The sequence below is a fragment of the Spiroplasma endosymbiont of Labia minor genome (assembly GCF_964019845.1).
Taxonomy (GTDB): Bacteria; Bacillota_I; Bacilli_A; order Mycoplasmatales; family Mycoplasmataceae.
In genome coordinates this window covers 744,195-770,429 of sequence record NZ_OZ026465.1, presented here as the reverse complement: position 1 = coordinate 770,429, position 26,235 = coordinate 744,195, and the positions used below count along the sequence as shown (strand labels likewise).

20 protein-coding genes and 1 tRNA gene are annotated in these 26,235 nt (G+C 26.4%); 17 read left to right on the top strand and 4 right to left on the bottom strand.

Annotated elements, in window-relative coordinates; genetic code table 4:
* The first annotated feature begins 5 nt into the window (after positions 1-5).
* The 10 genes from AACK85_RS03875 (at position 6) to AACK85_RS03830 (ending at position 13,401) form a co-directional block, all read left to right on the top strand.
* Positions 6-1,094, top strand: coding sequence for a hypothetical protein (locus tag AACK85_RS03875; protein ID WP_338969451.1), 1,089 nt, complete (start codon positions 6-8; stop codon positions 1,092-1,094).
* A 9-nt stretch (positions 1,095-1,103) separates the two neighbouring features.
* Positions 1,104-2,948, top strand: a complete 1,845-nt coding sequence (locus AACK85_RS03870; protein WP_338969450.1) for an AAA family ATPase — start codon at positions 1,104-1,106, stop codon at positions 2,946-2,948.
* The gene (locus AACK85_RS03865; protein ID WP_338969449.1) at positions 2,948-3,556 is read left to right on the top strand and encodes a 4Fe-4S single cluster domain-containing protein; all 609 of its coding nucleotides are present in this window, start codon (positions 2,948-2,950) and stop codon (positions 3,554-3,556) included. Before AACK85_RS03870 ends, AACK85_RS03865 begins: the two co-directional genes overlap by 1 nt.
* A gap of 44 nt (positions 3,557-3,600) precedes the next feature.
* Positions 3,601-4,212: a LemA family protein gene (locus AACK85_RS03860; protein ID WP_338969448.1), complete on the top strand. Its 612-nt coding sequence runs from the start codon at positions 3,601-3,603 to the stop codon at positions 4,210-4,212.
* Between the two features lie 9 nt (positions 4,213-4,221).
* Positions 4,222-5,217, top strand: a complete 996-nt coding sequence (locus tag AACK85_RS03855) for a DUF3137 domain-containing protein (protein WP_338969447.1) — start codon at positions 4,222-4,224, stop codon at positions 5,215-5,217.
* Between the two features lie 142 nt (positions 5,218-5,359).
* A tRNA-Ile gene (locus AACK85_RS03850) sits at positions 5,360-5,436 on the top strand.
* Positions 5,437-5,565: 129 nt separating this feature from the next.
* A complete protein-coding gene (locus AACK85_RS03845; RefSeq protein ID WP_338969446.1) occupies positions 5,566-7,671 on the top strand; it encodes a fructose PTS transporter subunit IIA in 2,106 nt (701 codons plus the stop codon).
* A gap of 148 nt (positions 7,672-7,819) precedes the next feature.
* Positions 7,820-9,478: an MATE family efflux transporter gene (locus AACK85_RS03840; protein ID WP_338969445.1), complete on the top strand. Its 1,659-nt coding sequence runs from the start codon at positions 7,820-7,822 to the stop codon at positions 9,476-9,478.
* A 93-nt stretch (positions 9,479-9,571) separates the two neighbouring features.
* Positions 9,572-11,986 (top strand): leucine--tRNA ligase, encoded by a 2,415-nt coding sequence (gene leuS, locus AACK85_RS03835; RefSeq protein WP_338969444.1) that lies wholly within the window; start codon positions 9,572-9,574, stop codon positions 11,984-11,986.
* Between the two features lie 35 nt (positions 11,987-12,021).
* The gene (locus tag AACK85_RS03830) at positions 12,022-13,401 is read left to right on the top strand and encodes a hypothetical protein (RefSeq protein WP_338969443.1); all 1,380 of its coding nucleotides are present in this window, start codon (positions 12,022-12,024) and stop codon (positions 13,399-13,401) included.
* A gap of 41 nt (positions 13,402-13,442) precedes the next feature.
* Here the strand turns inward: AACK85_RS03830 and AACK85_RS03825 are convergent, their stop codons facing one another.
* Positions 13,443-14,171, bottom strand: coding sequence for a type III pantothenate kinase (locus tag AACK85_RS03825; RefSeq protein ID WP_338969442.1), 729 nt, complete (start codon positions 14,169-14,171; stop codon positions 13,443-13,445).
* 171 nt (positions 14,172-14,342) lie between these two features.
* Here AACK85_RS03825 and AACK85_RS03820 point away from each other — a divergent pair, with 171 nt between their 5' ends.
* Entirely contained in the window at positions 14,343-16,109 is a 1,767-nt protein-coding gene (locus tag AACK85_RS03820) for a 2-oxo acid dehydrogenase subunit E2 (protein WP_338969441.1), read from the top strand.
* Positions 16,110-16,153: 44 nt separating this feature from the next.
* A complete protein-coding gene (locus AACK85_RS03815) occupies positions 16,154-17,158 on the top strand; it encodes a 3'-5' exoribonuclease YhaM family protein (RefSeq protein ID WP_338969440.1) in 1,005 nt (334 codons plus the stop codon).
* Between the two features lie 9 nt (positions 17,159-17,167).
* Here AACK85_RS03815 and AACK85_RS03810 read toward each other — a convergent pair whose 3' ends face one another.
* The 3 genes from AACK85_RS03810 to AACK85_RS03800 all read right to left on the bottom strand — a co-directional run bounded on the left by AACK85_RS03810 (position 17,168) and on the right by AACK85_RS03800 (position 21,485).
* A complete protein-coding gene (locus AACK85_RS03810) occupies positions 17,168-17,590 on the bottom strand; it encodes an HIT family protein (RefSeq protein WP_338969439.1) in 423 nt (140 codons plus the stop codon).
* Between the two features lie 80 nt (positions 17,591-17,670).
* Positions 17,671-19,317, bottom strand: a complete 1,647-nt coding sequence (locus AACK85_RS03805; protein WP_338969438.1) for a lipoprotein — start codon at positions 19,315-19,317, stop codon at positions 17,671-17,673.
* Positions 19,317-21,485, bottom strand: a complete 2,169-nt coding sequence (locus tag AACK85_RS03800; RefSeq protein WP_338969437.1) for a hypothetical protein — start codon at positions 21,483-21,485, stop codon at positions 19,317-19,319. Before AACK85_RS03800 ends, AACK85_RS03805 begins: the two co-directional genes overlap by 1 nt.
* 166 nt (positions 21,486-21,651) lie before the next feature.
* Between AACK85_RS03800 and sufC the strand changes: the two genes are divergently transcribed.
* From sufC to sufB, 5 genes are read left to right on the top strand one after another with little or no spacing between them, the layout of a single operon-like run.
* Positions 21,652-22,392 (top strand): Fe-S cluster assembly ATPase SufC, encoded by a 741-nt coding sequence (gene sufC, locus AACK85_RS03795; RefSeq protein WP_338969436.1) that lies wholly within the window; start codon positions 21,652-21,654, stop codon positions 22,390-22,392.
* Positions 22,385-23,071: a SufB/SufD family protein gene (locus tag AACK85_RS03790; RefSeq protein ID WP_338969435.1), complete on the top strand. Its 687-nt coding sequence runs from the start codon at positions 22,385-22,387 to the stop codon at positions 23,069-23,071. The genes sufC and AACK85_RS03790 overlap by 8 nt, the downstream gene beginning before the upstream one ends.
* Positions 23,072-23,080: 9 nt before the next feature.
* Positions 23,081-24,313: an aminotransferase class V-fold PLP-dependent enzyme gene (locus AACK85_RS03785; protein ID WP_338969434.1), complete on the top strand. Its 1,233-nt coding sequence runs from the start codon at positions 23,081-23,083 to the stop codon at positions 24,311-24,313.
* A gap of 30 nt (positions 24,314-24,343) precedes the next feature.
* Positions 24,344-24,781, top strand: a complete 438-nt coding sequence (gene sufU, locus AACK85_RS03780) for a Fe-S cluster assembly sulfur transfer protein SufU (RefSeq protein ID WP_338969433.1) — start codon at positions 24,344-24,346, stop codon at positions 24,779-24,781.
* 24 nt (positions 24,782-24,805) lie between these two features.
* Entirely contained in the window at positions 24,806-26,221 is a 1,416-nt protein-coding gene (gene sufB / locus AACK85_RS03775) for a Fe-S cluster assembly protein SufB (RefSeq protein WP_338969432.1), read from the top strand.
* Positions 26,222-26,235 lie beyond the last annotated feature (14 nt).

The window sequence follows — 26,235 nt, the reverse complement described above, 5'->3', positions numbered from 1 at the left end:
AAACAATGAGTAAAACAGCAAGAGAAGTTTTGATGGACTATCAAAGAAGTGTAAATCATATAACAAGAGATATTAATTTATTAAGAGAAACAATATTAAAAATTATTTCAGAATGTAAAGAAATAGATAATTCTAAACTTTCTGTAAATGAATTAGAACAATTACTTATAGAATTAAATCTTTTTGATAAAGAAATTAATGAAAAGGCATATGATAAGAAAATTCCAAGTGACACTCATATTGCTGTTGAAACTTTCAAGGAAATAAATAATTATTTGCAAAGAAAAGTGGATGATATTTTAAATATAAAAGTAAAGGCACAAGAAATAAGGAAAAATGTTTTAGCAAAGGAACGTGAGTTAATCTTAAAAAAATATAATGATATATCTTTGAATAATTTCAAAAATATATTTGAAAAAATAATTCTAGAATTTAAGAATTTGAATCAAAAAAATATTGCACAATTATTTTTTGATCAAAATATGAGTAAATTAATAAATATGAATACAAATGAAATAATGTATGAATTAAATGAGTTTATAAAAAATCAAGAGGCAAAGGATTCAGCAGAAAATATTGTTAAAGAATTAGTAAATAACTATAAAGATGATTCAGATTCTGTAAATTTAATTAAAAATGAGGCATTAACTTTTGTTAAAAAAATTTCATCAGATAATTTTTCAATGTCATATAAAGAATTCATTAAAGAAACAGAGAAAAAAATAACAGATGAAGAAATTAGAAAAGATATAGTTAGAAAAATAATTATTTCAATTAGAAATTTAGGTTTTAATGTTGAAAGAGAGAATGTTTTAAAATCACAAGATGGTAATAACATAATAATTCGCGGTGAAAAAATTACTGGAGAAACAGCAACATTTAAGGTAAATTTAGATGGTTCATATATTTATGATTTTGATGGCTATGAAGAACACGAACATGATAAAGATAGCGATGCATTTATACAAAAATTGCGTGATTTTGGTTTGGGAACATCAAATGAATTTGAAAAAGTATATAGACAACCCACATTTAAAAATAAGAATGCTTCTGCTAAAATATTAAAGAATAACAAAAATACAAAAAAGAATTAAGGTGTATTTATGGATAACAAAGATAATGTTTTTAGTCAAATAAAAAATTTATTAGGAATAAAGAAAGCATTAATAATTGATGGCAATGTTGATGATATTTATTATTCAGACAGTGGATATGAAAATATTGAAAAAAAAATATATGAACTTTCAAAAGAGAAAAAATTTGATGATGTATTTTTATGAGATAAGGTTGATGGTTTGCATTTAGGAAATCGTTCAAATTTAGTTTTAAATAGTGAATCAAATAAAAATGTAGTAGAAAATTCATCCACGTATGATGATGTAGCAGATTTATTTGATTCAAATAATGATTCTTCGATGCAACAACAATCTGCAGATAAAGACATTAATTTTAAAAATCCTCTTAATTTTTTTGCGTTATTAAAAAGAAATTTAAATACAGAAATAAATAAAAAGTTATTATTCATAGTTGATTATACGGATTTTGTATTTTCAGACATGCAATTATCAGATGATGATAGAAACTCATTAACTTTTTTTGCCAAATCATTAAAAGAAGGCAAATTTAGAATGACGAATGTAGCTAAATTATCAAGTACAGTTATTTTTATTACAAAACAAATTACACAATTACCACCCGCAATGTATTTAAACAATCCGGAAATATTTACAATTACAATACCAAAGCCAGATCGAAATGCAAGAAAAGCATTTATGAATACAATTAAAAATCAATTTCTTATTCCAGAAACACAATCAGAATCACAAATGCAAAAAATTTATGATTCACTAGATGGATGAACATTAAAAGAGATAACACATTTAATTAAATTTTCAGCCAATTTAGGACAAATGCATTCTTTTGAGAAATTGCTTAATAAATTTTTATATGGAGATCATCAATCGCCATGAGAAGACTTAGACTATTCTAGACTAAATAAAGTAGAACAAGATTTAAAAGAAAAAATCATTGGTCAAGATGAAGCTGTTTCGAAAGTTGCCAAAATTATTTATAAAGCCTATACTGGTTTAACTGGAATAGCATATTCAAGCAAAAGAACAAAACCAAAAGGAACACTGTTTTTTGTAGGTCCAACTGGTGTTGGTAAAACAGAATTAGCAAAAGCTATTGCTAAATTTGTTTTTGGTGATGAATCAAATCTTATTAGATTTGATATGTCTGAATACTCACAATCAAATAGTGACCAAAAATTAATTGGTGCACCTCCTGGATATGTTGGTTTTGAAGGCGGAGGACAATTGACTAATGCAATCAAAGAAAAGCCCTTCTCTGTTATTTTATTTGACGAAATTGAAAAAGCAGATTCATCTATTTTTGATAAATTCTTGCAAATATTAGAAGATGGAAGATTAACAGACAATACAGGTCAGACTGTTTCTTTTAGTGAATCGTTTATTATTTTTACATCTAATTTAGGAGCTGCTCAAATTAATCCAAATTCAAATAATTCTGATGTCCATAAACAATTTATAGATTTTGTTGAAAATTATTTTACAAATACATTAAACAGACCAGAAATTTTAGGACGTTTTGGAAATAATATAGTGCCATTTAATTTTATTCGTGATAATAATTTAAAAGCTAAAATTATTCAACAAAAACTAAAACCAATAATTTCAATGGTTTATGAGAAATATCGTGTCAAATTGAAAATAAATATTGATAGTGCATTTATTTCGTTGATTTTAAAAGATGTTAATGATCAACGTGGAGGTCGAGATATTTTAAATGCTTTAGAAAAAAATTTTGTTGATGAATTATCTGTTTTCATTTTTGATAATTTGCCTCGTTTAAAACAAGGCAATCAAATTTTAATCAATGCAATAAATAATCAAATGAATTTTCAATTAGATGAATCAAACAATTAATGGCAAATTTAAATATTAATAAATTTATTGAGAAATCAGAAGTCGAGGGCCCAGGCAATAGATTTGTTATCTGATTTCAAGGTTGTACAATTAATTGTTTTGGATGCTGTAATCAAGAATTAGTTCCATTAGAAAAAAAAATGTTTATGTCTGTAGATATTCTTGTTGAAAAAATTCTTATTTCAAAAAAAATGTATAACCTAGAAGGAATAACGATAATTGGTGGTGAACCTTTTTTACAACCAGACGGATTAGAAGAGTTAGTAATTAAGTGTCAAGAATATGAATTATCTGTAATATGTTTTACAGGTTTTACATTTGAAGTATTAGAAAATCATTATTGACAAATTTTGAGTCAAATAGATATTTTGATAGATGGACCGTTTATATTATCAAAACTTGATAAAAAAAGACGTTTGATTGGTTCAACAAATCAAAGAGTAATTAAAATTACAGATAAATATAAGGAATCCAATTATTTTGATGAGCAAAATCAAGAATTAGAAATTTTTGTTGAAAATGGTTTTATAAATATTAATGGTGATGGTGTTTTAACGGAAAATTCGATTGGAATTAATAAATTTAAAGTAAATGATGAACACAAATAGTATTTTATATATATAATTATTTTATTGAGAGGATATATAAAAATATGGCAGAATTTAATCCAACCCCGACAAATATAGAAGAAAACGTACATTCAAGTTTTTTTGGAAAGTTCTTTGTTTATTTTTGATTTATATTGATAATTCCTATTTTCATTTACATTGGAACTAGAAATAATTTAATAAGAAATAGAGAAAAAATAGAAGAAACAGCATCAGGTATAGATGTGCAATTAAAAAAAAGAGTAGATATGTTGACTAAATTAGTTGATTCAACTAAACAATATATGAATTATGAAAAATCAACATTAGAATCAATTGTTGCATTAAGAAGTAAAAGTTCATCTTTAAAAGCAAATAATTTTGAAGAATTAAATGATTCAATCTCAAACCAAGTTGGCAAAATTAATGTATTACTAGAAAACTATCCAGATTTAAAGGTAAATACTACTGTTGTTGAATTGCAAAAAGGTATTAAAGATTGCGAAGATAATATTTCGGCTGCAAGAAGATTTTATAATTCATCTGTACGTAGTTTTAATTCAACAATAAAAACTTGGCCATCAAGCGTTGCAGCATCAGCTCTAAAAATGCACACTTATTTATATTTTGAATCATCAGATCAAGACAGACAAGATGTTAAAATTGATTTATCATAGGCAAATTTTATGGACAAAAAATGAAAAGAAGAAGTTAAATTACAATTAGATAATGTTTTATCGAAATATTCTAAAAAATCATTAAACTTTGTATCACTTTCAAAGCAATGAAATATACAAATTACTATTTATATTATTGTTGCGATAATTTTTATAGCCTTGGCATTTGAAGTATTTGCACAAATTATGGGAATTGCAGGAGTTATTCTTGGTTTAGTTATTTTTTTTGTATTCATAATTACAGCTATAGTTATGACGTCTATTACCATAAAAACAAAAAAAATAAAGAAAAAAATTTTGACTGAAATTAACGTTAATGATATTTATAAAAATGCTTTTGAAGAAGAAAGTGATAATAAAATTATTGTAACATCAATTTCAAAAAATTTTGATGTGCCTATTTTATCGTTATTACCAACAGTAGGAAAAAATTATAATGATATTATAATAAATATGGAAATAAGAGGAATTAAATATTCGCTTGGCTCTGTTACAAATTGTGTAACAACTACATACGTAGATTCAAAAGGACGTACTATAACAAGAACTACTTTTACTAGATACCCATTTTTAACAATAGAACTCAACGAATCATTAAATATTGAGACCACAATCAAAAGCCTAAAAAAACCATTTTTAGGTATTTTTAAACATAAAGATAATACAGAATTAGAATCAATGGATTTTGAAAAAATGTACTTTGTAAATGCAAACGATCAAATAGCAATACGTAAATTATTAACACCAAAAATTATGGCTGATTTAATAGATGAAGGAAGCAAAAGACCCATTCCAAAATTATTTATAAAAAATAATTTCTTAACTTTTTCATTTCCAGAATACATTGTTGATTCACTAAAAGCACCAAATGGTATTTTTACAGTACTTAACTTTACAAATAAAATAGATAAAATGTTTGATGAAATTTGTGATAAGATTTTGGGTGATTTTCAAACATTTAAAAATTATAAGCGTTGATTTAATATTTATCAGATAGAAACATAAATTTATTATTAAATAATTAATTTCTAATATTATCCTGAAATCTTACAATTAATAAAAATCAATTATTAATACATTTAATTTCAATAGTTTTTTCAAAACTATTGAAATATTATTATTCATAATGTATAGTAATTATTGGTTTCGGAGCATAGCTCAGCTGGTTAGAGCGCACCCCTGATAAGGGTGAGGTCGGTGGTTCAAGTCCACTTGTTCCGACCATTTTTATTATTAAAAGCAGCAGTATATGCTGTTTTTTTATTTTCTCATCTAGTTTTAATTTTCCAATAAATACTTATTTTTGGAATTTTTTTAAAAAATTAAGTATACTATTTCTGGGAGGATAAAAAAATGGAAGTAAATTTTAATTCAAAAGCAATACTTATTGACATTGATGTTAAAAATCAATATGAAGCTTTTGAAAAAATTGCAAAAATAGCGAATAAACTTAATTATATTAACGATGAGAAGTTATTAATAGATGGTTTTCTAGCACGTGAACATGAATCTACAACTGGATTTGAAGATGGAATTGCAATTCCACATGCCAGAATTTCGGCAATAAAAAAAGCCGCAATAATATTTGCGCGTTTTAAAGCACCAATTGAATGAAATTCATTGGATGGTGATAAAACTCAAGTGGCTGTTGCATTATTAATACCAGAAAATGAATCTGATAAAGGATATTTAGATGTATTAGCAAATTTATCTCGTAAATTATTGGATAAATCATTTAGAGATTTTCTGAAAAAAGAGCAAGATCCACAAAAATTAATTGATGCAATGAAAGAAGAAAAAACAGAAATTTTTTCAAATGTTTCAATGAATAGTAACGCTATTAAAATTGTCGCTGTATCTGCATGTGCAACAGGAGTTGCGCATACATATATGGCAAGAGACAGTTTAATAAATGCAGGAAATGAATTGAATTGAGAGGTTAATGTAGAAACACAAGGACAAAAAGGTCAGGAATTTAAATTAACACAAAAACAAATTGATGAAGCAAATGTAGTTATTTTAGCAGCTGATATTGTAATTGAAAAGGATCGCTTCGTTGGTAAAAAAATTTACCAATTGGGAACAAAACAAGTAATGGCAGATCCAAAAGGAGCTCTTCAAAAAGCTTTAGCAAAAGGACAGATATTAGCATCATTAGATGGCGATGTAAATGCATTTGATGTTAAGTCGGGTTCAAATATTGTCAAACATATAATGAGTGGAGTATCTTATATGATTCCATTTATTGTATTTGCGGGTATTACCTTTGCGGTTGTTACTGGTTTAGGTAAATTAATTTTTAATGAAAAACAATTAGATTATTCTGGTAGTTTTAGTTGAAAAACAATGGATTATATTCAAGCAATTTCAAGCGGGGCTGGCGATCCAATAACATTACATGGTTTTGGTATTGGATTTATGTGAACATTAAATAAATTTGCAGGTATTGGATTTACAGTCATGATGCCTATAATGGGTGCATATATTGCATATTCTGTTGCCGGAAGAAGCGCAATTGCACCAGCATTTATTTGTACATTTATGGCAAATGATCCAACAATGTGAATGACATGAGGTCCATTTGCACATTTTGGACCAGATGATCAAAATTTAATGAAAGGTTTATCAATTTTCGGAGCATTATTATTTGGCTTTTCTGCCGGATATTTAGTGAAATGAATCAATACAAAATGAAAAATAAATAAATATATTCAACCCATTATGCCAATTATTATAATTCCTTTATTTGTTACTTTATTTTTAGGATTAGTTTACATGCTTTTATTAGGTAATATTTTTGGGATAGCAATAGGATATCTATATTACGGAATTAATTGAATTGAAAATTCAAAAATAGGTATGGCAGCAGTCGGACTGCTACTTGGATTAATAGCTGGAATTGATATGGGTGGACCAATAAACAAAATTGCTTCATTTTCAGCAACAGCATTAATTTATGAAGATGCAGGACATGCAATGGGAGCTGCAGCTGCAGCATTTGCAATAGCACCATTAGGTGCTGGAATTGCTACATTGGTTTTTAAAAATAAATTTGAACAAGACAAACCATTAGGTATTAATGCTGTTATTTTGGGATTTATGGGCATCTCAGAAGGCGCAATACCATTTGCTATAAAATACACATGAGCAGCTATTGTACCAAATATTATCTGTTCTGGAATAGCTGGTATGTGCGCTGGTTTATTTGATGTATCTGGGTGAGTAGGTGCCTGAGGTGGTCCTATTATTGCCATATTTGGTGGAGTTTCATCTGGTGGATGAGATATAAATTATATTGGTATTTTGTGGTATTTAATTGCAATTGCAATTGGTACTGCATGTCATGTAGTTTTATTTAGAATATTTGTTGAAATTCGTGATAATCGTGGTAAAAAAATTACCAAAGATCAATTTAAAGCAATGTTCAAAAGAAATACAACAAAAATTGCAAAAGCTTAAAATTGAATCTATATAAAAATAAAAAACTTGTTAAATTATCTTTTAACAAGTTTTTTATTTTTGAAAATTTTATCAATTAATATAAATATTTTTTAATTAATTTATAATTTATTATAAGATTAGGGCATTATGAATGAAAGGCAATGACATGGATTTAAAAGTTAAAAAACCAAACATTTTTTTTGCATCAAAAAATTGATATAAAATTGCATTGCCAATTATCATTTGAGCAGTTTTTCAAGAAATAATAATGCAGGCAACAGATATAATAGATAATATTTTTGTAAATTATGTAAATGATGTTGATGGATTAGCAGAATTGCATAATATGATTGAAAATTCTGGTTGATTAAATATATCACATTCAACATTATCTGAACTAGGACTTGGTGGCTATTATGGAAATGCCATGAACTATAATGCGGGTCAATTATCTGTTAATGGAACATCAGCATCAAACCAAATATATACAATTATGTTTGCGTCAATGTCTGGTTTTTGTTATGGAGCTGGAATTTATTCTGCACAGTATTTTGGCGCAGGTAAATATGAAAAATTAAGAGAAGTTACGGCAATTAAAATTTATATTACAATTACAATTGGATGTATTTTTGCTTTACTAGCTTTACCAAACATAACTGAAGTTTTAATTGGATTTACAACAAATAATAAAATTATAGAAAAGCCAGATTTTATTTTGTCATCTACATCAAGTGAAAATGAGATAAGACAATGATTTGCATATATTCAATCAAAAGCTGCGAATATATCAACAAATATAGGATCTGATTATTATCGAATAATTTCCTCATCATATATTTTTTTGGCCATTAATGAATCATTAATTACTTCACTAAGGGATACTAAACGACCATTTTTTTCATTTTGAATGTCTGTTATTGCATTAATTACAAATGGAATATTAAATGTCTTTCTAACAGCACCAAATTTCTTAGGTAATTTTAAAGGCTTGGGTGTAGAGGGTTGTGCAATTGCTACATACTCTTCTAGAATTTTACAATTAATTTTTGTAATTTCTTTATGTTTAATTAAGCGATTTGAATTTTTGCCACATAAAGAATCATGATTAGTTTCTAGGTATATTTCAAAAAAAATTTTTTCAAAAGCATTACCAATATTATTGAATGAAATTTTATTTTCTGTTGGAGTGGTAATGCAAGTTAAAATGAGATCAATGTATTCTGTAGAATCTTTAACGGCAAATGCAATGTTCTCAACTGTGCAAGGGTTAATATTTTTTCCTTTATACCATGGTTTTTCTGCTGGTGTTTCTATATTCGTTGGAAATGAATTGGGCGCAAATAGGATGGATGTCGCCAAAACTAATGCACATTATTTATTAACATTAGGCTTAATTACAGGTATTATAGCTGGTTGAACTTTTGCAGGAATTTCGTATTTTATTCCTAATTTGCTATTTTCAAATTCAAATCCAGAAGCTAAAAGAATAGCTTTTTGATTTATGTTTATTTATGGGATTATTTATCCATTTATTATGGTTACAAATTGTTGTTATGCAACAATTAGAACTGGTGGTGCTGTTTGATCTGCATTGATAATGGATTCAGCATTTGTGTGAATTGTTCAAATTCCTGTTTTATCTGGTTTGATACTTGCACAAGTCAATAATTTAATCAAAATGGATATTGTGTATATTCAAATGCTTCTGATGAGTTCTGAAATTATTAAATTTATTTGAGCATTTATAGTTTATTCAAGAAAAAAATGAGTTCGAAATTTAACAATAGAAGAGCACACAAAAGAAATTAAAAAAATGCCTAATTAAAATATCTTGATAATTATTTTTTTCTGATGTGGGTACTGTAATATTTATGTGCATTTTTAGGGTATAATATATATAGAGTTTTTAGGAGGGTGTATGGAATTTTCACATAAGGCTATTGAAAAAAAATGACAACAATTTTGGGAGGAAAACAATACTTTCAAAACTACTAATAGTCATAATCAGAAAGCTTATATACTAGATATGTTTCCATATCCATCTGGGTCAGGTTTGCATGTAGGTCATCCGAAAGGTTATACAGCAACAGATATTTTTGCCCGTATGCGAAGACTGCAAGAATATGATGTTTTACATCCGATAGGATGAGATGCGTTTGGCTTACCAGCTGAACAATATGCATTAAAAACAGGCAATGATCCGCGCGAATTTACAGCTAAAAATATTGATATTTTTAGAAAACAATTGAAAAATCTAGGTTTTTCTTTTGATTATAATAAAGAAATAAATACTTCACATCCAAATTATTATAAAATCACTCAATGAATTTTTGAACAATTATATAAGAATAATTTAGCAGAAATTAAAGAAGTAGATGTAAATTGGTGCGAAGAATTAGGTACAGTTTTAGCAAATGAAGAAGTAATTATTGTTGATGGTAAAATGTTATCTGAAATTGGTTTGTTTCCCGTTGTAAAAAAACCAATGCGCCAATGAATTTTAAAAATAACTAAATATGCAGATAGACTGTTGGATGGTTTAGAAAATTTAGATTGACCAAATTCTTTAAAGGAATTGCAAAGAAATTGAATTGGTAAGTCAATTGGCGTTGAAATTATGTTTGATATAAAAAATAATAATAATAAATTAAATGTTTTTACAACAAGAGCAGATACAATTTATGGTGCAACATATATTGTACTTGCACCAGAGCATCCAGATGTTTTAAAAATTATTGAAGATGAATTTAAAAATAATATTTTAAGTTATATTGAAGAAACCAAAACAAAAACGGATTTGGAAAGACAAGATACAAAAAAAATAAAAACCGGTTCATTTACAGGACGTTATGCCATTAATCCAATTACAAAAGAAGAAATACCTATATATATTGCAGATTATGTCTTAAAAGATTATGGTTCTGGAGCAGTTATGGCTGTTCCTGCTCATGATGAAAGAGACTGAGAATTTGCAACAAAATATAATTTACCAAAGAAATTTGTTTTAGCTGCTAAAACAAATGATAAACCATTTATTGGTGAATCTATTCACATAAATTCCGAATTAGTAAATGGTTTAGAACGTGAAAAAGCTATCGAAGTTATTGCAAATTGATTAATTGCAAACAATAAAGGTAATTGAAAAACGAATTATAAATTAAGAGATTGATTATTTTCAAGACAAAGATTTTACGGAGAACCATTTCCAGTATTATTTTTAGAAGATGGATCAATAGCTTTAATTCCTGAATCAGAATTACCGTTGCAATTGCCACAAACAGATTATATTAAGCCATCTGGAACTGGAGAATCGCCATTAGCAAATGTAAGTGATTGAGTAAACACAACATACAACAATCTATCAGCAAAAAGAGAAACTAATACTATGCCTCAATGAGCTGGTTCTTGTTGATATTACTTAGCATATATATTAGCTGTTAAACCAAATGAATTTATAGATATTAAATCTGATGAAGCAATGAAATTGTTTAAAAAATGACTACCAGTAGATTTATATATCGGTGGTCAAGAACATGCTGTATTGCACTTGCTTTATGCAAGATTTTGACATCAAGTTTTATTTGATTTAAAAATAGTACCCACTCCAGAGCCATTTTATAAATTAATAAATCAAGGAATGATTTTAGGCCCAAACGGTGAAAAAATGTCAAAATCAAGAGGAAATGTAATTAACCCAGATGACATTGTTGCATCACATGGTGCAGACACATTAAGATTATATGAAGCGTTTATGGGTCCAATTGATGCAACATTACCTTGATCATATGATGGTTTAGATGGTTCACGTAAATGACTTGACCGTGTTTATCGATTTGTTACTAACAAAAAAATGATTGATATAAACGACGAAAGTTTAGATTTTGCGTACAATGAGATGGTATCTAAAGTAACAACTATGATAGAAACGATGCATTTTAATACAGCGATCTCACAATTAATGACTTTTATTAATATTGCAAATAAACATGAACAAATGTATAAAAAATATGTAGAAGGATTTATTATTATGTTATCTTGCTTTGCACCACATTTAGCTGAAGAATTATATTCAATTTTAGGACATAAAACTTCTGTTGCATTAGCAAAATGACCTAGTTTTGATGCTTCAAAAATAATAAAAAAATCTGTTACAATTGCTATTCAAATAAACGGTAAATTGAAAGCAACGATAGATGTTGATAAGACTACTCCAAAAGATGAATTGTTAAGACTTTCTAAAGAACAACCAAATATTATTTTAAATTTAAAAGGAAAAACTATTTTAAAAGAAATAGTTGTTATAGACAAAATAGTTAATTTCGTTGTTCAATAAAAATATTTTGAGAAAGTATTTAGAGGATTATTATAATGAGAAAGATTACTAAAAACCTTGTTACATTGATGTTTATAGTAGTATTATATTTCGGTTATTCTGCTTGATTAGGTCAAGAGGCGGCCGCACATTCCACTGAAGTTTGATATTCAATTTTAGACCCATTTAAAACTATTTTATTGGTTTCTTTATTTGCAATGATTGTTCCAACAGTTAAATCAATTTTCTTTGGAACATATATTGGTATAAGAAGATATCGAGCTGCAAGAAGAGACAATATTTTATTTAATTATGAATCAGCAATAGATTTTTTTACAAAATTTAATGGTTTTGTAAAAGCTGGTGATTCAAAATCTGCAAAATCAATGTTGCCAGTTTTTCAAGGTTTAACTTTTAAGCCTACATTTGCAAATAATTATATACAAGATGTTACAGATAAAATATTAGTTGATAAAAGCATAGAAATGTATTATCAAGCTGGTGAGTATGTATTAAGTTCAATAAAAGAAATGTTCGAAAAAGAGAAAAAATTCATTCGTGGAGAAACAAACGAATTCTTATTTGATATAAAAAGAGGATATGACTATGTTTCATTTGGTTCAAAATATGCAATTAATTATTATTGAAAATTTGAAAATAACGCTTTAACTCAAAGACAAATTGGTTGAAAAATATTTTCACTTGAAATGTTTAAATTTTATGTTTATGAAATTATTTCACTTTTTATTACAGCTATTGCTTGTGCAATTTTTCTTCCAATTATTGCTGCAGAAATACCAGAATGAGATTATGGTAAAATTGCTCCAATAGTTATTATTTCAATGTTTTTTATAGTTGCGATTGTATTTCATGCAGTTTCAATATTTGCAAAAAAACATTCCGAATTTAAAAAACGAAATCTTATAATTCCAGCAATTATTTATTACTTCTTATTATTCATTTTAGCTTTAAATATAGTTTTTGGTTATGCTTTAATTCCATCAATTACTGGTCAAAATGAAGGTTCAGGATTGCAATCAACATTCTTTATTTTTCTATTTTCAATTCTATATGTAGTTTTATCTTCATGTTTAATATTATATGTTATTTCAACATTAATGGATGCATGAAAAAATGGAACAATGCAAAAAGGAATTTTATTTGAAGGTATTATTATTCCGATGATAATGTGAATTTTAACTGCAGGTTCAAGATTCTTTGGAGCTGCAATTAGCTCTGATGGCCCATTGCAAGACACGATTGCTTATTTAATTAGTATTTCAATATTTGTTTTAATAGGTTATTGAGTTGTATTGTGAATTACGGAACCATTAATTTCTAATTTATTTACTATGACTCCAAAATCAAAAAACAAAAAACAAGCCAAACAAATACAAGCTATTGAAATGGAATTAAAAGAAATTAAAAAAGATTAGTGACAAATAAAAAATGATTTTTGATTTACAAAAATCATTTTTTATTTGGTAATGTATTTTAAACCAATAAATATTAAATCTTCAATTAATTCATAATTTGCATTTTTTAGCAATTCATTAAATCTTCATCAATTTCCTCCAGTACACACCACTATTAAATCTTCAAAATCTTTCTTAAATAAATTTACAAAAGACTCCAACATATTTCAATGTCCATTGATAATCCCAGTAGAAACAGCTTTTTTGGTAGTTAAATTGTATAAATTGGATTCATACTTTATGTTAAAGTCACTTGGCAAAGAAGTATTTGCAAGTAATGATTTTAGTGATATTTCAACTCCGGGTGCAATAATTATAGATATAATTTTAGAGTTATTAATTAACATTAAAGTTGTTGCTGTTCCTAGAGAAATTAACAAGACAACTTTATTTGGTTTTATTTTCTTTATGGCAAATAAATTAGCAACAAAATCTGCGCCAATTTCTTTATAACTATTTTTCAATTCAGATCCAATGTCTAAATTTAAATTTTTTATGTTAATTAAATTACATTTTAATTCATTTTTTAAGTCTATTAATTTAATATCTCAATTTGGTACAACACTAGAATAAATTATTTCTTCAATATTTAATGATTTAAGTTTATTGTATAAAACATTTACAGAAAAAAAATAATCATTTGTTGCAAATCTGAGTAAAGGTTCAAATTTATTTTTTGCATAAAATCTGATATCTACTGTTGAATTACCTATATCGATGAAAATTTTCATATGTACCTCTTATATTTATATAAATAAGTTTATTACAAAAAAGTCTTTCTATCTAATTATTTTTATAAGAACTATTTGATATAAAAAGCATTTACGTATTTCATATATACATTGTTTTTGTGTATAATTATTCTGTGTTAATACAAATAAATATTTCAAGGGGGCATTATAATGTTAGAACATATTAAATTTAAAAATGATGATTATGTTAAAGGTGTTGTTGAGAAAGTTTTTGTGAACCACGGTCAAAAAGTTGCAGCAGATCAATCATTAGCTATGATTTCTACACAATTTAAAACATACAATATAATAGCAGAAAAACCCGGTATTATAGAGGATATTTCAATAGAACCTGGTATGGTTATTAATTATAATAGTAGAATTTTTAATATTAATGTGCGACAAGATTATTTATCTAATTTTGAAACAGAAACTATTTTTGATGAATTCTTCATGGAAACTTTAGGTGATGATTTAAAGTATGGAACAGATAATACAATATTTAGAACTAAACCATCAAATAAAAATAATAATAATGAAAAAAATGTAATAAATGAAAATTCAAGTATTATTGAAAATAATGTTATAAAGGATTTAAATGAAAAATTATCTTCAAAAAATTATCAACATGAAAATAGTGAAGGTATTAAAAACAAGAATACAAATAATAATGATTCGGTAGAAAATGATTTAAGAGAGCAGATTACATTTCAAGAATCTATAAATAATGATATTGGTTTTTCGGAAATTGCTGATATATTAAAACCAATAATAACTAACGAAAAAGAAATAGAAAATATAGATAATGAGCAAAATTTATCAGTGCCCGAATCATTTTCAAATAAAAATGAAAATGAAAATGATTTAAATTATGCAAATATAACTAATGAAAATAATAGTCAAATGCAAAATAATGTCGAAAACTCTATAGTTTTGAATTCTGAAATTGAAGAATCAAATAATAACTATGAACTTTTAAAAAGTGAATTTAAACAAACTCTTGATTTGGTGAAAAATTTTCAGTCAAATTTACAAGTTAAAGAACCCGAAAATAATGACCAAATTGTTTTAGAATTAAAAAATGAAATAAATGATTTAAAAAATATGATTAAAGAATTAAAAAGAAATTACAACGTTATTAATGTGACAAATAAACATTTAAATCAAAAATTGAATAATGAAAATAAACAAGATATAAACTCAAAGAATTCTAAAATTATAAATGAATCGATAAACAATAACAAAAATAAATCCGAAAGTCTTCAAAACGAATCAAAAATAGTTAAAATAGATAAAACAAATTCTAAAAATAATTCATCAATAAATCAAATAGAAGCAGAATTTGATATAACTAGTTTGCAAACATTGTATGGAGTAATGAATGAGGCATACGCAAATAATAAGACAAATCTACCAATTGAAACTTTTTATATTTTAGCTTTGACAAAAGCTTTGAACAAATATTCAACTTTTAATTCTACTTTTGACAACCCTAAAGAAAAAATGATAAATAATGGAAACATTAATGTTAATTGTTCAGTTTTGATTGGTGCATCAATTCACTATGTCTTAATTGAAAAAGCTGAATTATTAGGTACTCAAAATTTGGCAAAAAAAATTAATCAAAAAATTAATGATGCGAAAAGAATTATAGATAACAATAGAAATTTTATTTTGAATGGTGGATCTATTTCGTTAACAGATTTTAATGTTTTAGGAATTAATTTTGGAAAAATAAATTTAATTAGCGATCAAGTTGCCCATATTGGTATTGGTGTAAAAAATAAAAGAACAATAATCATAGATGGTAAAATGACAGATAGAATATTCGCAAATATTAGTTTAGCGTACAACGAAGATTTAATTAATTTGGCAGATGCGGCAGCATTTTTGTTACATTTTGGTAAAATATTAAGTAGCCCAGGATTTTTGATTTAGAAATAATTAAAAAATATAATAAATAGGACGGATGATATAGAAAAATGCAAATTTTAAACATTAACGATAAACAAAAAGGTGCACAAATAAAAATAATCGCAAGAATTGAAAGAGCAATTTCAAATGTGGGTTCTAATGGCTTAAATTATTTAATTCTTCATTTGATTGACTCAACAGGAAGAGTTGAGGCGAGATTATGAAGTGCATCAGAGGAAAATAAACAAGAATTAATTCCGGACTTAATTGGTGAATTTACATGTATTGTAAATATATATCACAATCAAATTCAATTGAAAATTGAAAATTTCAAAATTTTTTCAGCGGATGAATTAAAAGAAAAGGACATTTCAATTGCAGATTTTGCAATATCAGCACCAATAAATTCTGATAAAGTTATTAAAAAAATGCAAGAATTGTTTGCTACTTTTAAAAATAAAACATATAAAGGTGTTGTTCTTGGGGTAATAGAAAAATATAAGAAAATTCTTACAAAATTTCCTGCTGCAATTTCAATTCATCATAATGTTATTTCGGGTTTATTGTGACATTCAACATCTTTAGTTGAAGCTGCAAGAGGATTAATTTCTGTTTATAAATATGCTGAAATAGATTGGGAATTGGTTCAAATTGGCGCTTTTTTACATGATATAGGTAAAATATTTGAAATAACTTCTGTAAATGGATCAGATTATTCACTCGAAGGAAAATTACTAGGTCATATTTCAATTGGAAATGCAATGATTATTAGTGTTGCAAAAAATAGGAAATTATATTATTTAGATGATGAAAAAAATATAAATCCTGATTTTGTTTTATTGCAACATGTTATTTTATCAAGTCACGGTAAAAAAGATTTCGGTTCACCAGTCGAACCGAATTTAATAGAAGCTGTAATAGTATCTACATTAGACAATTTAGATTCTAGAATTTATAAAATAAATGATGAATTAAAAAAAGTTGAATTAAATACATGAACTTCTAGATTAATGACAGAAGATGGTAAGATGTTTTATAAACATTTAAAAAATGATACTACCAAGAATGGTTAGTATCATTTTTTATTTAATTATCTTATTTAATACATTATCAAAATTATCATTTGTTCACTTTGTTTTATCAACAACTTTACTTAAAATATATCCTTCATTTTCTACATATTTTGGAATTATATGTTCATGATAATGAAAGACAACTTGATAGGCAATTGAACCTTGATTTGAAACATAATTAATTCCACTTGGTTTTAATTTAGTTAATAACATTTTAGCCACAATTTTTTTTGTGTTTATAACTGCTTGCAAATAGTCGTTATCACAATCTGTTAAATTTTCAAAATGTTTTTTTGGTATAACTAATGTGTGACCATCAGCATTGGGCATTACATCTAAAAAGGCCAATGTTTTTTCATCTTCATATATTTTTCTTGAACCAATATCTCCCTTAACAATTTTGCAAAATATGCAATCTTCTTTATTAGGCATAGTCTAATTCCTTTCAAAATTCTTACATAATAATTATATTATAAATAAAAAAGTATTAGTAATTAACTAATACTTTTTTATTAATTATCTGATTTTATATATTTTCCTATTTGATCATAAAGACCTTGTAAATAAATGTCTTCTTCATTTAAATAATATGAATAAAGGACAGTTTTAGCATCATCTGAAATAGTAGAATCTTGAGAAACAATGTATTGAAGTTGTGCTAATAAAGAAGTTCTTGATTCCAAATCTAAATTTTCAATATCTTTTGAATGTTTAATTTGATTTTGATTTTGATTTCAAATGTCTGAGTATTGGCTTGGATTACTTGCATTTGGTCCAAGTTTTATTGTGTGATTTTCTTCTAATTCAAAACTTGTTAAAACATCTACCATATAAATGGGCAGCACAACAGTTATTACTCTTTCTTTTGTATTTCTACCTTGGAAATAGGGCGTATTTATACCACCCATAATTACACCTGGATTAACTTGACTTGCTATTTTAGTTTTTAATGTTGAATCAATTGAATCATCTAAAGAATTATCACCAAAAATGCTGTTATCTTTTGTTGCGATAAATCCCTTGAAACCACCTATACCAAAATAAGGATCGTTACCTGAATTAATTGTAGTGGTAATTGAAGGTAAATCATCACTGATTGCTTTTGTAACATCATTAATAGAAACTTGGTTATTTTTGAATTGTCCAGTATTTGTTGCTATTAAATCTTTTAAAACGCCAGTTGTTGTTATTTCAGTTCAATTCATTTTTGTTGCATCGTCAACTGAAATATAATATTGTCAAACCATTTTTGCATTAGTTGTTCATTCAACGGCATTTGAAGTTCATGTTTGCATTAATGATGCAACAGGAGAATATTTGTTTAAATATGCTTCAATAGTACCTGCAGCATCACTTCTGAAATTATACATTTGACCAATTTCATAAGTCATTGTCAATAAATTTTCTATTGTTTCAGATTTAACACTATTTATAAAATAATCCTGGAATCTTCATTGAAGTGCTTCTTTTCCTGAAAGATTATTTAATTCAACAACTTTTCCATCACTATTTTTTGTATATAAAGTTTTAGTTCCATCGCTTGTTACTGCAAAATTATTTACAGTTAAATTTTTTCCTTCTGGAATATTTTGTACATACGGATTTGCTGTATCTTCAAATAAAGCTTGTCATTTTTTGCCACCAAAAGTAGTTATTGCTGTTCCGTTAAAAGCAGTTTCACCTTTGTCATCTACAAAAAGGTTTTCATTTGCTCCTAAAGAATATCCTTGTTTACGAATAGAATAATCCAATGGAGCTTTTTTATTTAGTGAATTAGTATAAGTTGAATAAAATTTATTTGCTGCAACTTGATTTCCTAGTTCATTAAACATTTGAACATAATCTTTATTGGGATTTTCGATTCCTAATTGATTTTCTTGATATTTAATGTTATTTTTGTAGTTATTTTGTCCAATTGCAGTGTTAATTAATTTGACAGCAATATTGGTTAAATCTCCTTCAGAAAAAATATCTTGTAATGAAACTCCAAAATTGGCTAAATTACCACTTCCACCAATTATTTGAGCTATCAATTTTTCGATATAATCAGGATTTAAATCTGCGTTACTAATTCTTGTTGGACTAGAGCAGGCAACAACTGTTGATGCACCTGTAACTGTTAAAGAAAATGATGATAATAATGTCAATAATTTGCGCATTATAATTTACCTCCAATTAAATCAACATTAAATGAAATATTAAATATTTCTAATTTAGTTAAGCTTTTTGCATCAATAAATTCTCAAATTGAATTTATTGATGATTTTGTATTTCCACCAGTTTCTGTGTTTGCAAAATCACCAGGCTCTAAAATTGGTGACATGTCACTAATATCAACTAAACCGTTTGGTTTTCCTGGTTCAAAATTATTTGTATCTTCCACATAAGAGTTATATTTTTCAACAAAAGTTTGTCCTGGGTTTGATTTTACAGCAGCTGATGCTGAAACCACATGATTGATAAATCAATCTTCAAGTGATCAATTTTCACCATTACCCAAATCACTAGGCATATCATTAAATTTCAAAAAAGTTTCTACAAAATCTTTATCGTTAGTGATATTCATTATTTGTTTAAAATAATCATAATAAGCTGTTCATCAAACATAAACACCAGTTTCTGTTGATGGTTCAGCTACCGAAATATAAGAATTCAATGATTTTATAACATCAAATTTTTCAATAGATTCTGATAAAGATGAAACAATTGAATTATTTACTAAAAATTTTAAATATGAATTGTCAGTAAATTGTGAATTTAAACCACTATAAGTTACAGAACCATCATCTGATATACCACTACCTTGCATAACTGCGACTTTTTCTGTGTCTGATAAATTTTTAAAATTATTAAACATATTTAATTCAGACATTTCTTTTGAAATTGAGTTATCTTTATTTGCTGTTAAATCTGTAGTATTTTTTGCAGCTATTTGTGCATAATTATCAATTCTTACTAAATTCAAACCAGAATCATTAATAAAAGCAATAATTCCATTGTCATTAACAACTCCAAACATATTAGTATTTGTAGAGCGATTAATTGGATTTACAACTTCATCAATTGAATTAATATTTGTCAACGTCTGTCCTGTTGCTGCATTATTTATGTAAGCATAAACGGTTGCGCGTGTTAAATCATCGTATGTTGAAGTATCATCAAGTGTTAATAAAGTAGAATTTGCAGCAACAGTACCGTTGCCGTTTTCTGTAAATGCAGTAGTAGAACCAGCCGATAACATTTGATCTCAGGCTTTTAAACCAGCATCACCATTAGATACAGTTTTCATTACACTAACAATATCATTTGCAATTGCAGGATTTGTATTATTTGCTGTAAAATCTCCAGCACCAATTCCATCGGTTCATTTACCACCATCTGAAAAAGCAAATTTAATAGTCGAAACAGATAATGGTTTTTCGTTTTCAAAATAATGATTTAAGAAAAATCTTTGTGAATTTGAAATCATTCCTGTTGCATTTGAACCTTTTGAATATTGAGTAACATCTTGAGGAGCATCATTGATAATTTTGCTTGATCAAAGATTTACATCTGTTCCAAATGTTGTTTGTAAATCAGCTGATGTTACATCTGTTTTAATTGTATCGTCTGCTTTAATTCTTGCAGAATTTAGCAAAGTTAATGCTTTTTCCTTACTTGTTTCAACAAATTTATCAAATGTTTCATTATCTTTGTAACTATTTTTCATTGCAGTTAATTCAGATGCTTGAATTTGCGCAATAGTTCTTCAAGTAATGTTTTGTTGATAACGAGACAATAAATTATTTTGTAAAACTTGTAGTGAATTGTTATCTGTTCCGTCAATAAATTTTTCTTGTCAGTATTTTCTATCCAAAGTGTTATGGTCATCTATTCCTGGATATTTATTTTTTAACATTTCATATCATTTATCGCTTCATTTTTTACCATTATCTTCTTTGTATTGGTCTTTTTCATTTTGAATTTCATAATCAATGTCAGATTTTAATTGATCTAAATCGTCTTTTAGATTTTGTTTTCAATTTGAATTAATATATCCGTTTTCTTCTGGCACATTTTCATTATCTATATTTAAGAGAAAACTAGCTGCCATTAATTTTAAAAATTGCAACATTAGTTTATTTCTGTTTTCTGGCCCCGAACTATTAATCATTTCTTTTAATGCATCTGTTGATGTTATTGACACAGTTGAACCATCTATAGTGACATTTGCCAAAATTGAAGAACCATCATCTGCATGTTTATCATAACTAGTTCCACAAGCTACAACACTAGTAGCTGATGATCCTAAAGTAAAAGCAGCTAGTACACTTAACAATTTTTTCATATAAACACTCCTTAAAATTAGTACTTTAACTCATTTATTATACTAGTAAAAGAAATAAAAAAGATATAAAACTAAAAAAATTTGAATTTAATATTGTACATTTATATTTATTTATAGATAGCACTAATTTTTGACATATAATAAATCTTAGAAGAGGTTGATAATAATGGCACATAAATTAGAAATAATAGATTTGTTTGTTTCAATTGATGATCAACAAATTTTAAATGGAATTTCTTTGACAGTGAATAGTGGTGAAACACATGCTTTAATGGGACCGAATGGTAATGGAAAATCAACATTGTTAATGACAATTATGGGTCATCCAAAATACACAATAAATAAGGGCAAAATTTTACTAGATGGACAAAATATTATCGAAATGAGTGTTGATGAAAGATCAAGAGCGGGTATTTTTTTGGCATTGCAAAATCCACAAATAATTCAAGGAGTATCAAATTTTGAATTTTTAAGATATGTTGTTGATGCTCATTCTAAAACTAAATTAAAATTAAATGAAATTTTTGCAAAAGTAAAAGATTCAGCTAAAGAATTAAATTTTGATTCATCAATTTTAAAAAGAAATGTTAATGATGGCTTCTCTGGCGGCGAAAAGAAAAAAAATGAAATTCTGCAATTAAAATTATTGCAACCGAAATTTGCACTAATAGATGAAATTGATTCTGGTTTAGATGTTGACGCTTTAAAAATTACATCGACAAATATTAATAAAATGCAAAATGAACAAAGAGGAATGATTTTGGTATCACATTATGATCGATTTTTTAATTATGTTAAACCTACTCATACGCATGTTTTGATTAAAGGTAAAATAGTTAAATCTGGTGGACCAGAATTAGTTACTAAAATTAATAATGAAGGTTATGAGTGAATTACAAATGGATAAATTAATTAATAATCACAATGTCACAATTTTAAAACATAATTCAAAACTAGAAATTTCATTGATTGATCAAGAAAAATATTTGGTTTTAATTAATGACAAATCCAAAGAAAAATATGATTTAGATTTTACGGTAAATAATAAATTTACTAAATTATTTATTGCAGATATTTCTTCATTAAATTTAAATTGTAATATTAAATTTAACTTTCTAAATGAATCTGCAAAAATTTATTTATATATGGCTTCTTTAACTGAACAAAAATTTTCAAAAAATTTTAAAATTCATGCATATCATGATAAAAAACAGACAATTTCAGATTTACATATTTATGGAGTTGCAAAAGATGAATCATCTATAAACGTGATTTGTAAATCAGAAATAAAAGAAGGTTCTATTGATTCAGAAACACACCAAGAAATAAGATTAACCATTTTGGATAAAACTTCAAAAGCATCATCTGATCCTATTTTAATAATTGATGAAAATGAAATTATGGCAAGTCATGCAAATGCAATTGGTATGCTAGATAGAGAACAGATATTTTATTTACAATCAAGAGGTTTATCGTATGATAACGCAAAAAATTTAATTATTAACGGTTTTTTTAAACCAATAATAGATGAGTTTAATAATTATAATGTACAAGAAAATATAATGACGAAATTAGAAAGAGTGTAGTGTTTTTGTATGGATTTAATTAAAAAACAATTTCCTTTCTTTGAAAATAATAAAGATGTAATATATCTTGATACAGCAGCAACTGCATTAAAACCAATGACAGTAATTAAATCAATGAACGATTTTTATTCTAATAATTCTGCTAATCCTCATTCACAAGATTATGGTAATGCTAGCTTAGCTAGTCAAAAAATATTGAATGTTAGAAAACAAGCGGCTAATTTATTAAATGCAAATAGTGAAAATGAAATTATTTTTACAGAAGGTACAACCTATTCTTTAAATCAAGTAGCGTTCGGGCTAATGCATTTGATAGATATAGATGATGAAATAATTATTACCAACGTGGAACATTCATCTAATTTTGCGCCTTGAGTAACAATTGCAGCCCAAAAACAAGCGAAATTAGTTTTTGCTCCAATAAATAATTATGGACAAATTATTATTGAAGATTTATCAAAAATTATTACATCTAAAACAAAAATTATTGTTTTTAATCATATGTCAAACGTTTTGGGTGCTACAAATGATATAAAATTAATTTCAACAATTGTAAAAAAGATAAATAAAAACATAATTATTTCAGTAGATGCAGCTCAATCTATCGCACATGAACAAATTGATGTTCAAAGTTATGATATAGATTTTCTATCATTTAGCGCACATAAATTTTATGGACCATTTGGTTGTGGCATTTTGTGAGGTAAATCCCAATTACTTAAAATATTAAAACCATTAAAAGTTGGTGGAGGTTCAATATATGGCTATGTTGAAAAAAACAACTTATGGGAAAATAATTTTTTAGATTTACCATTTAAATTGGAAGCTGGCACACCTAATATACCATCAATAATAGGTTTTGGAGAGGCTATTAATTTTGTCAATAACATTGGTATTAATAAAATAAAACAACATGAATTAGAATTAAAACAATATGCGCGTTTATTATTTAAAAATTTAAATAATAAAAAAATTAAATTTTTAAATTTAGAATTAGATTCACCAATTATAGATTTTTATGTTGAAGGAATAAATTCACAAGATATAGGAATATATTTGTGAAATGATTACAAAATTTGTGTTAGAACTGGTAAACATTGTGCAAAAATGCTGTCACAATTAATTAAAATTGAATCAACAATAAGAGTATCTTTTGGTGTTTATAATTCAAAAGCAGAAATAGATATTTTGAAAGAGGCATTAGAAAATTGTGAAAATTTTATAAATAGTATTTTAGTTTAAAATCAATTTAATGGAGGGGAAAATATTTTGATGATAGATAAAGATAATAAACCATATCTTAGGCAAATAATTATGGATCATTACACAAATCCAAATAATAAAGGGTTAATAGATGATGATAATTCAAAAATAGAAATTCAAAAATCAACAACATGTGCAGATGAAATCACTATTCAAATAAATGCAAATGAAAACAAAATTAAATTAATTAGATTTGAAGGTACTGCGTGTGCTGTTGCAACTTCAAGTTGTGATATTTTAATGGATCAATTAAAAGACAAATCGATTTTAGAGGCATTACACATTTTAGAAAATTATTATAATTTGATTACAAACAATAGTACTGTAAATGAAGAAATTTTAGATGAATTAATTGCTTTTAATGCTATATACAAGCAAGCAAACAGAATTAATTGTGCATTGCTAGCTGTCAATGGTATAAAAAATATATTAAAAACCTTTAATTAATTTTTTTAAGTCTGGAGTATATTTATGGCAAAAAAACTAAAACAAGAAAAAGATATTAATAAAATTTCAGAGTACAAATATGGTTTTAATGATGGCGAAATGTCAAATTGAATTATTCCTAAAGGATTAAATTCAGAAGTTGTAGACATTCTTTCAAAACATAAGAATGAGCCAGAATGAATGAAGAAGTTTAGGACAAAATCGTTAGCTAATTTTTTAGCTTTTTCGCAGCCTAAATTTGGACCAAACTTGGCAGACATAGATTTTCAAGATATTTTTTACTATACAGAGCCGTCAAATAAAATTGCAAATTCATGAGATGATGTCCCAGAAAACATCAAAAACACTTTTAATAAATTAGGATTACCACAAGCGGAAAAAGAATTTTTGTCTGGCGTAAATGCACAATGGGATTCAGTACCTATTTATGAACAAATGAAGCAAGAATTAACAGATCAGGGCGTTATTTTTACAGATTGCGATACAGCGCTAAAAAAATATCCTGAATTATTTAGTAAATATTTTTCAACTTTAGTTTCTAATAATGATAATAAATATGCTGCTCTAAATTCAGCAGTTTGATCTGGTGGTACGTTTATATATGTACCAAAAAATACAAAATTAGATCGACCATTGCAAGCTTATTTCAGAATTAATTATCAACAAGCTGGTCAATTTGAAAGAACTTTAATTATTTGTGATGATGATGCAGAATTACATTATATTGAGGGATGTACAGCACCAGTTTATTCAAAAAATAATTTGCATGCAGCAGTTGTTGAGATTTTTGTGGGTAAAAGAAGTAAAGTTCGTTATACGACTGTGCAAAATTGATCTGATAATGTAATTAATTTAGTAACCAAAAGAGCATTAGTTGATGATGATGGTTTAATGGAATGAATTGATGGCAATATTGGTTCAAAAATAAATATGAAATATCCATCTTGTATTTTAAAGGGTAAAAATAGTCAAGGAAATACAATATCTATAGCTGTAGCTAAAAAAGGTGTTTATCAAGACGCTGGTGCCAAAATGATTCACCTTGGTGAAAATTCCAAATCAAAAATAGTTTCAAAATCAATTACCTTGCAAGGCGGTACAGCAAATTATCGTGGTTTTGTTAAAATAGGTGAAAATGCAATAGATTCAAAAGCAAGAGTTGAATGTGATACATTAATTTTAGATAGACAATCTCATTCCGATACAATTCCAAAAAATGTTGTTTTAAATAACCAATCACAAATTGAACATGAAGCTACGGTTTCAAAAATATCAGATGAACAATTATTTTATTTGCAATCACGTGGTTTGACTCAACAACAAGCGCAAGAAATAATTGTTATGGGTTTTATTCAACCGTTTACAAAAGAAATACCACTAGAATATGCAATAGAGCTAAATCAACTTATCAAAATGGATATGGAAGGCTCTGTTGGTTAATTTATTTAATTTAA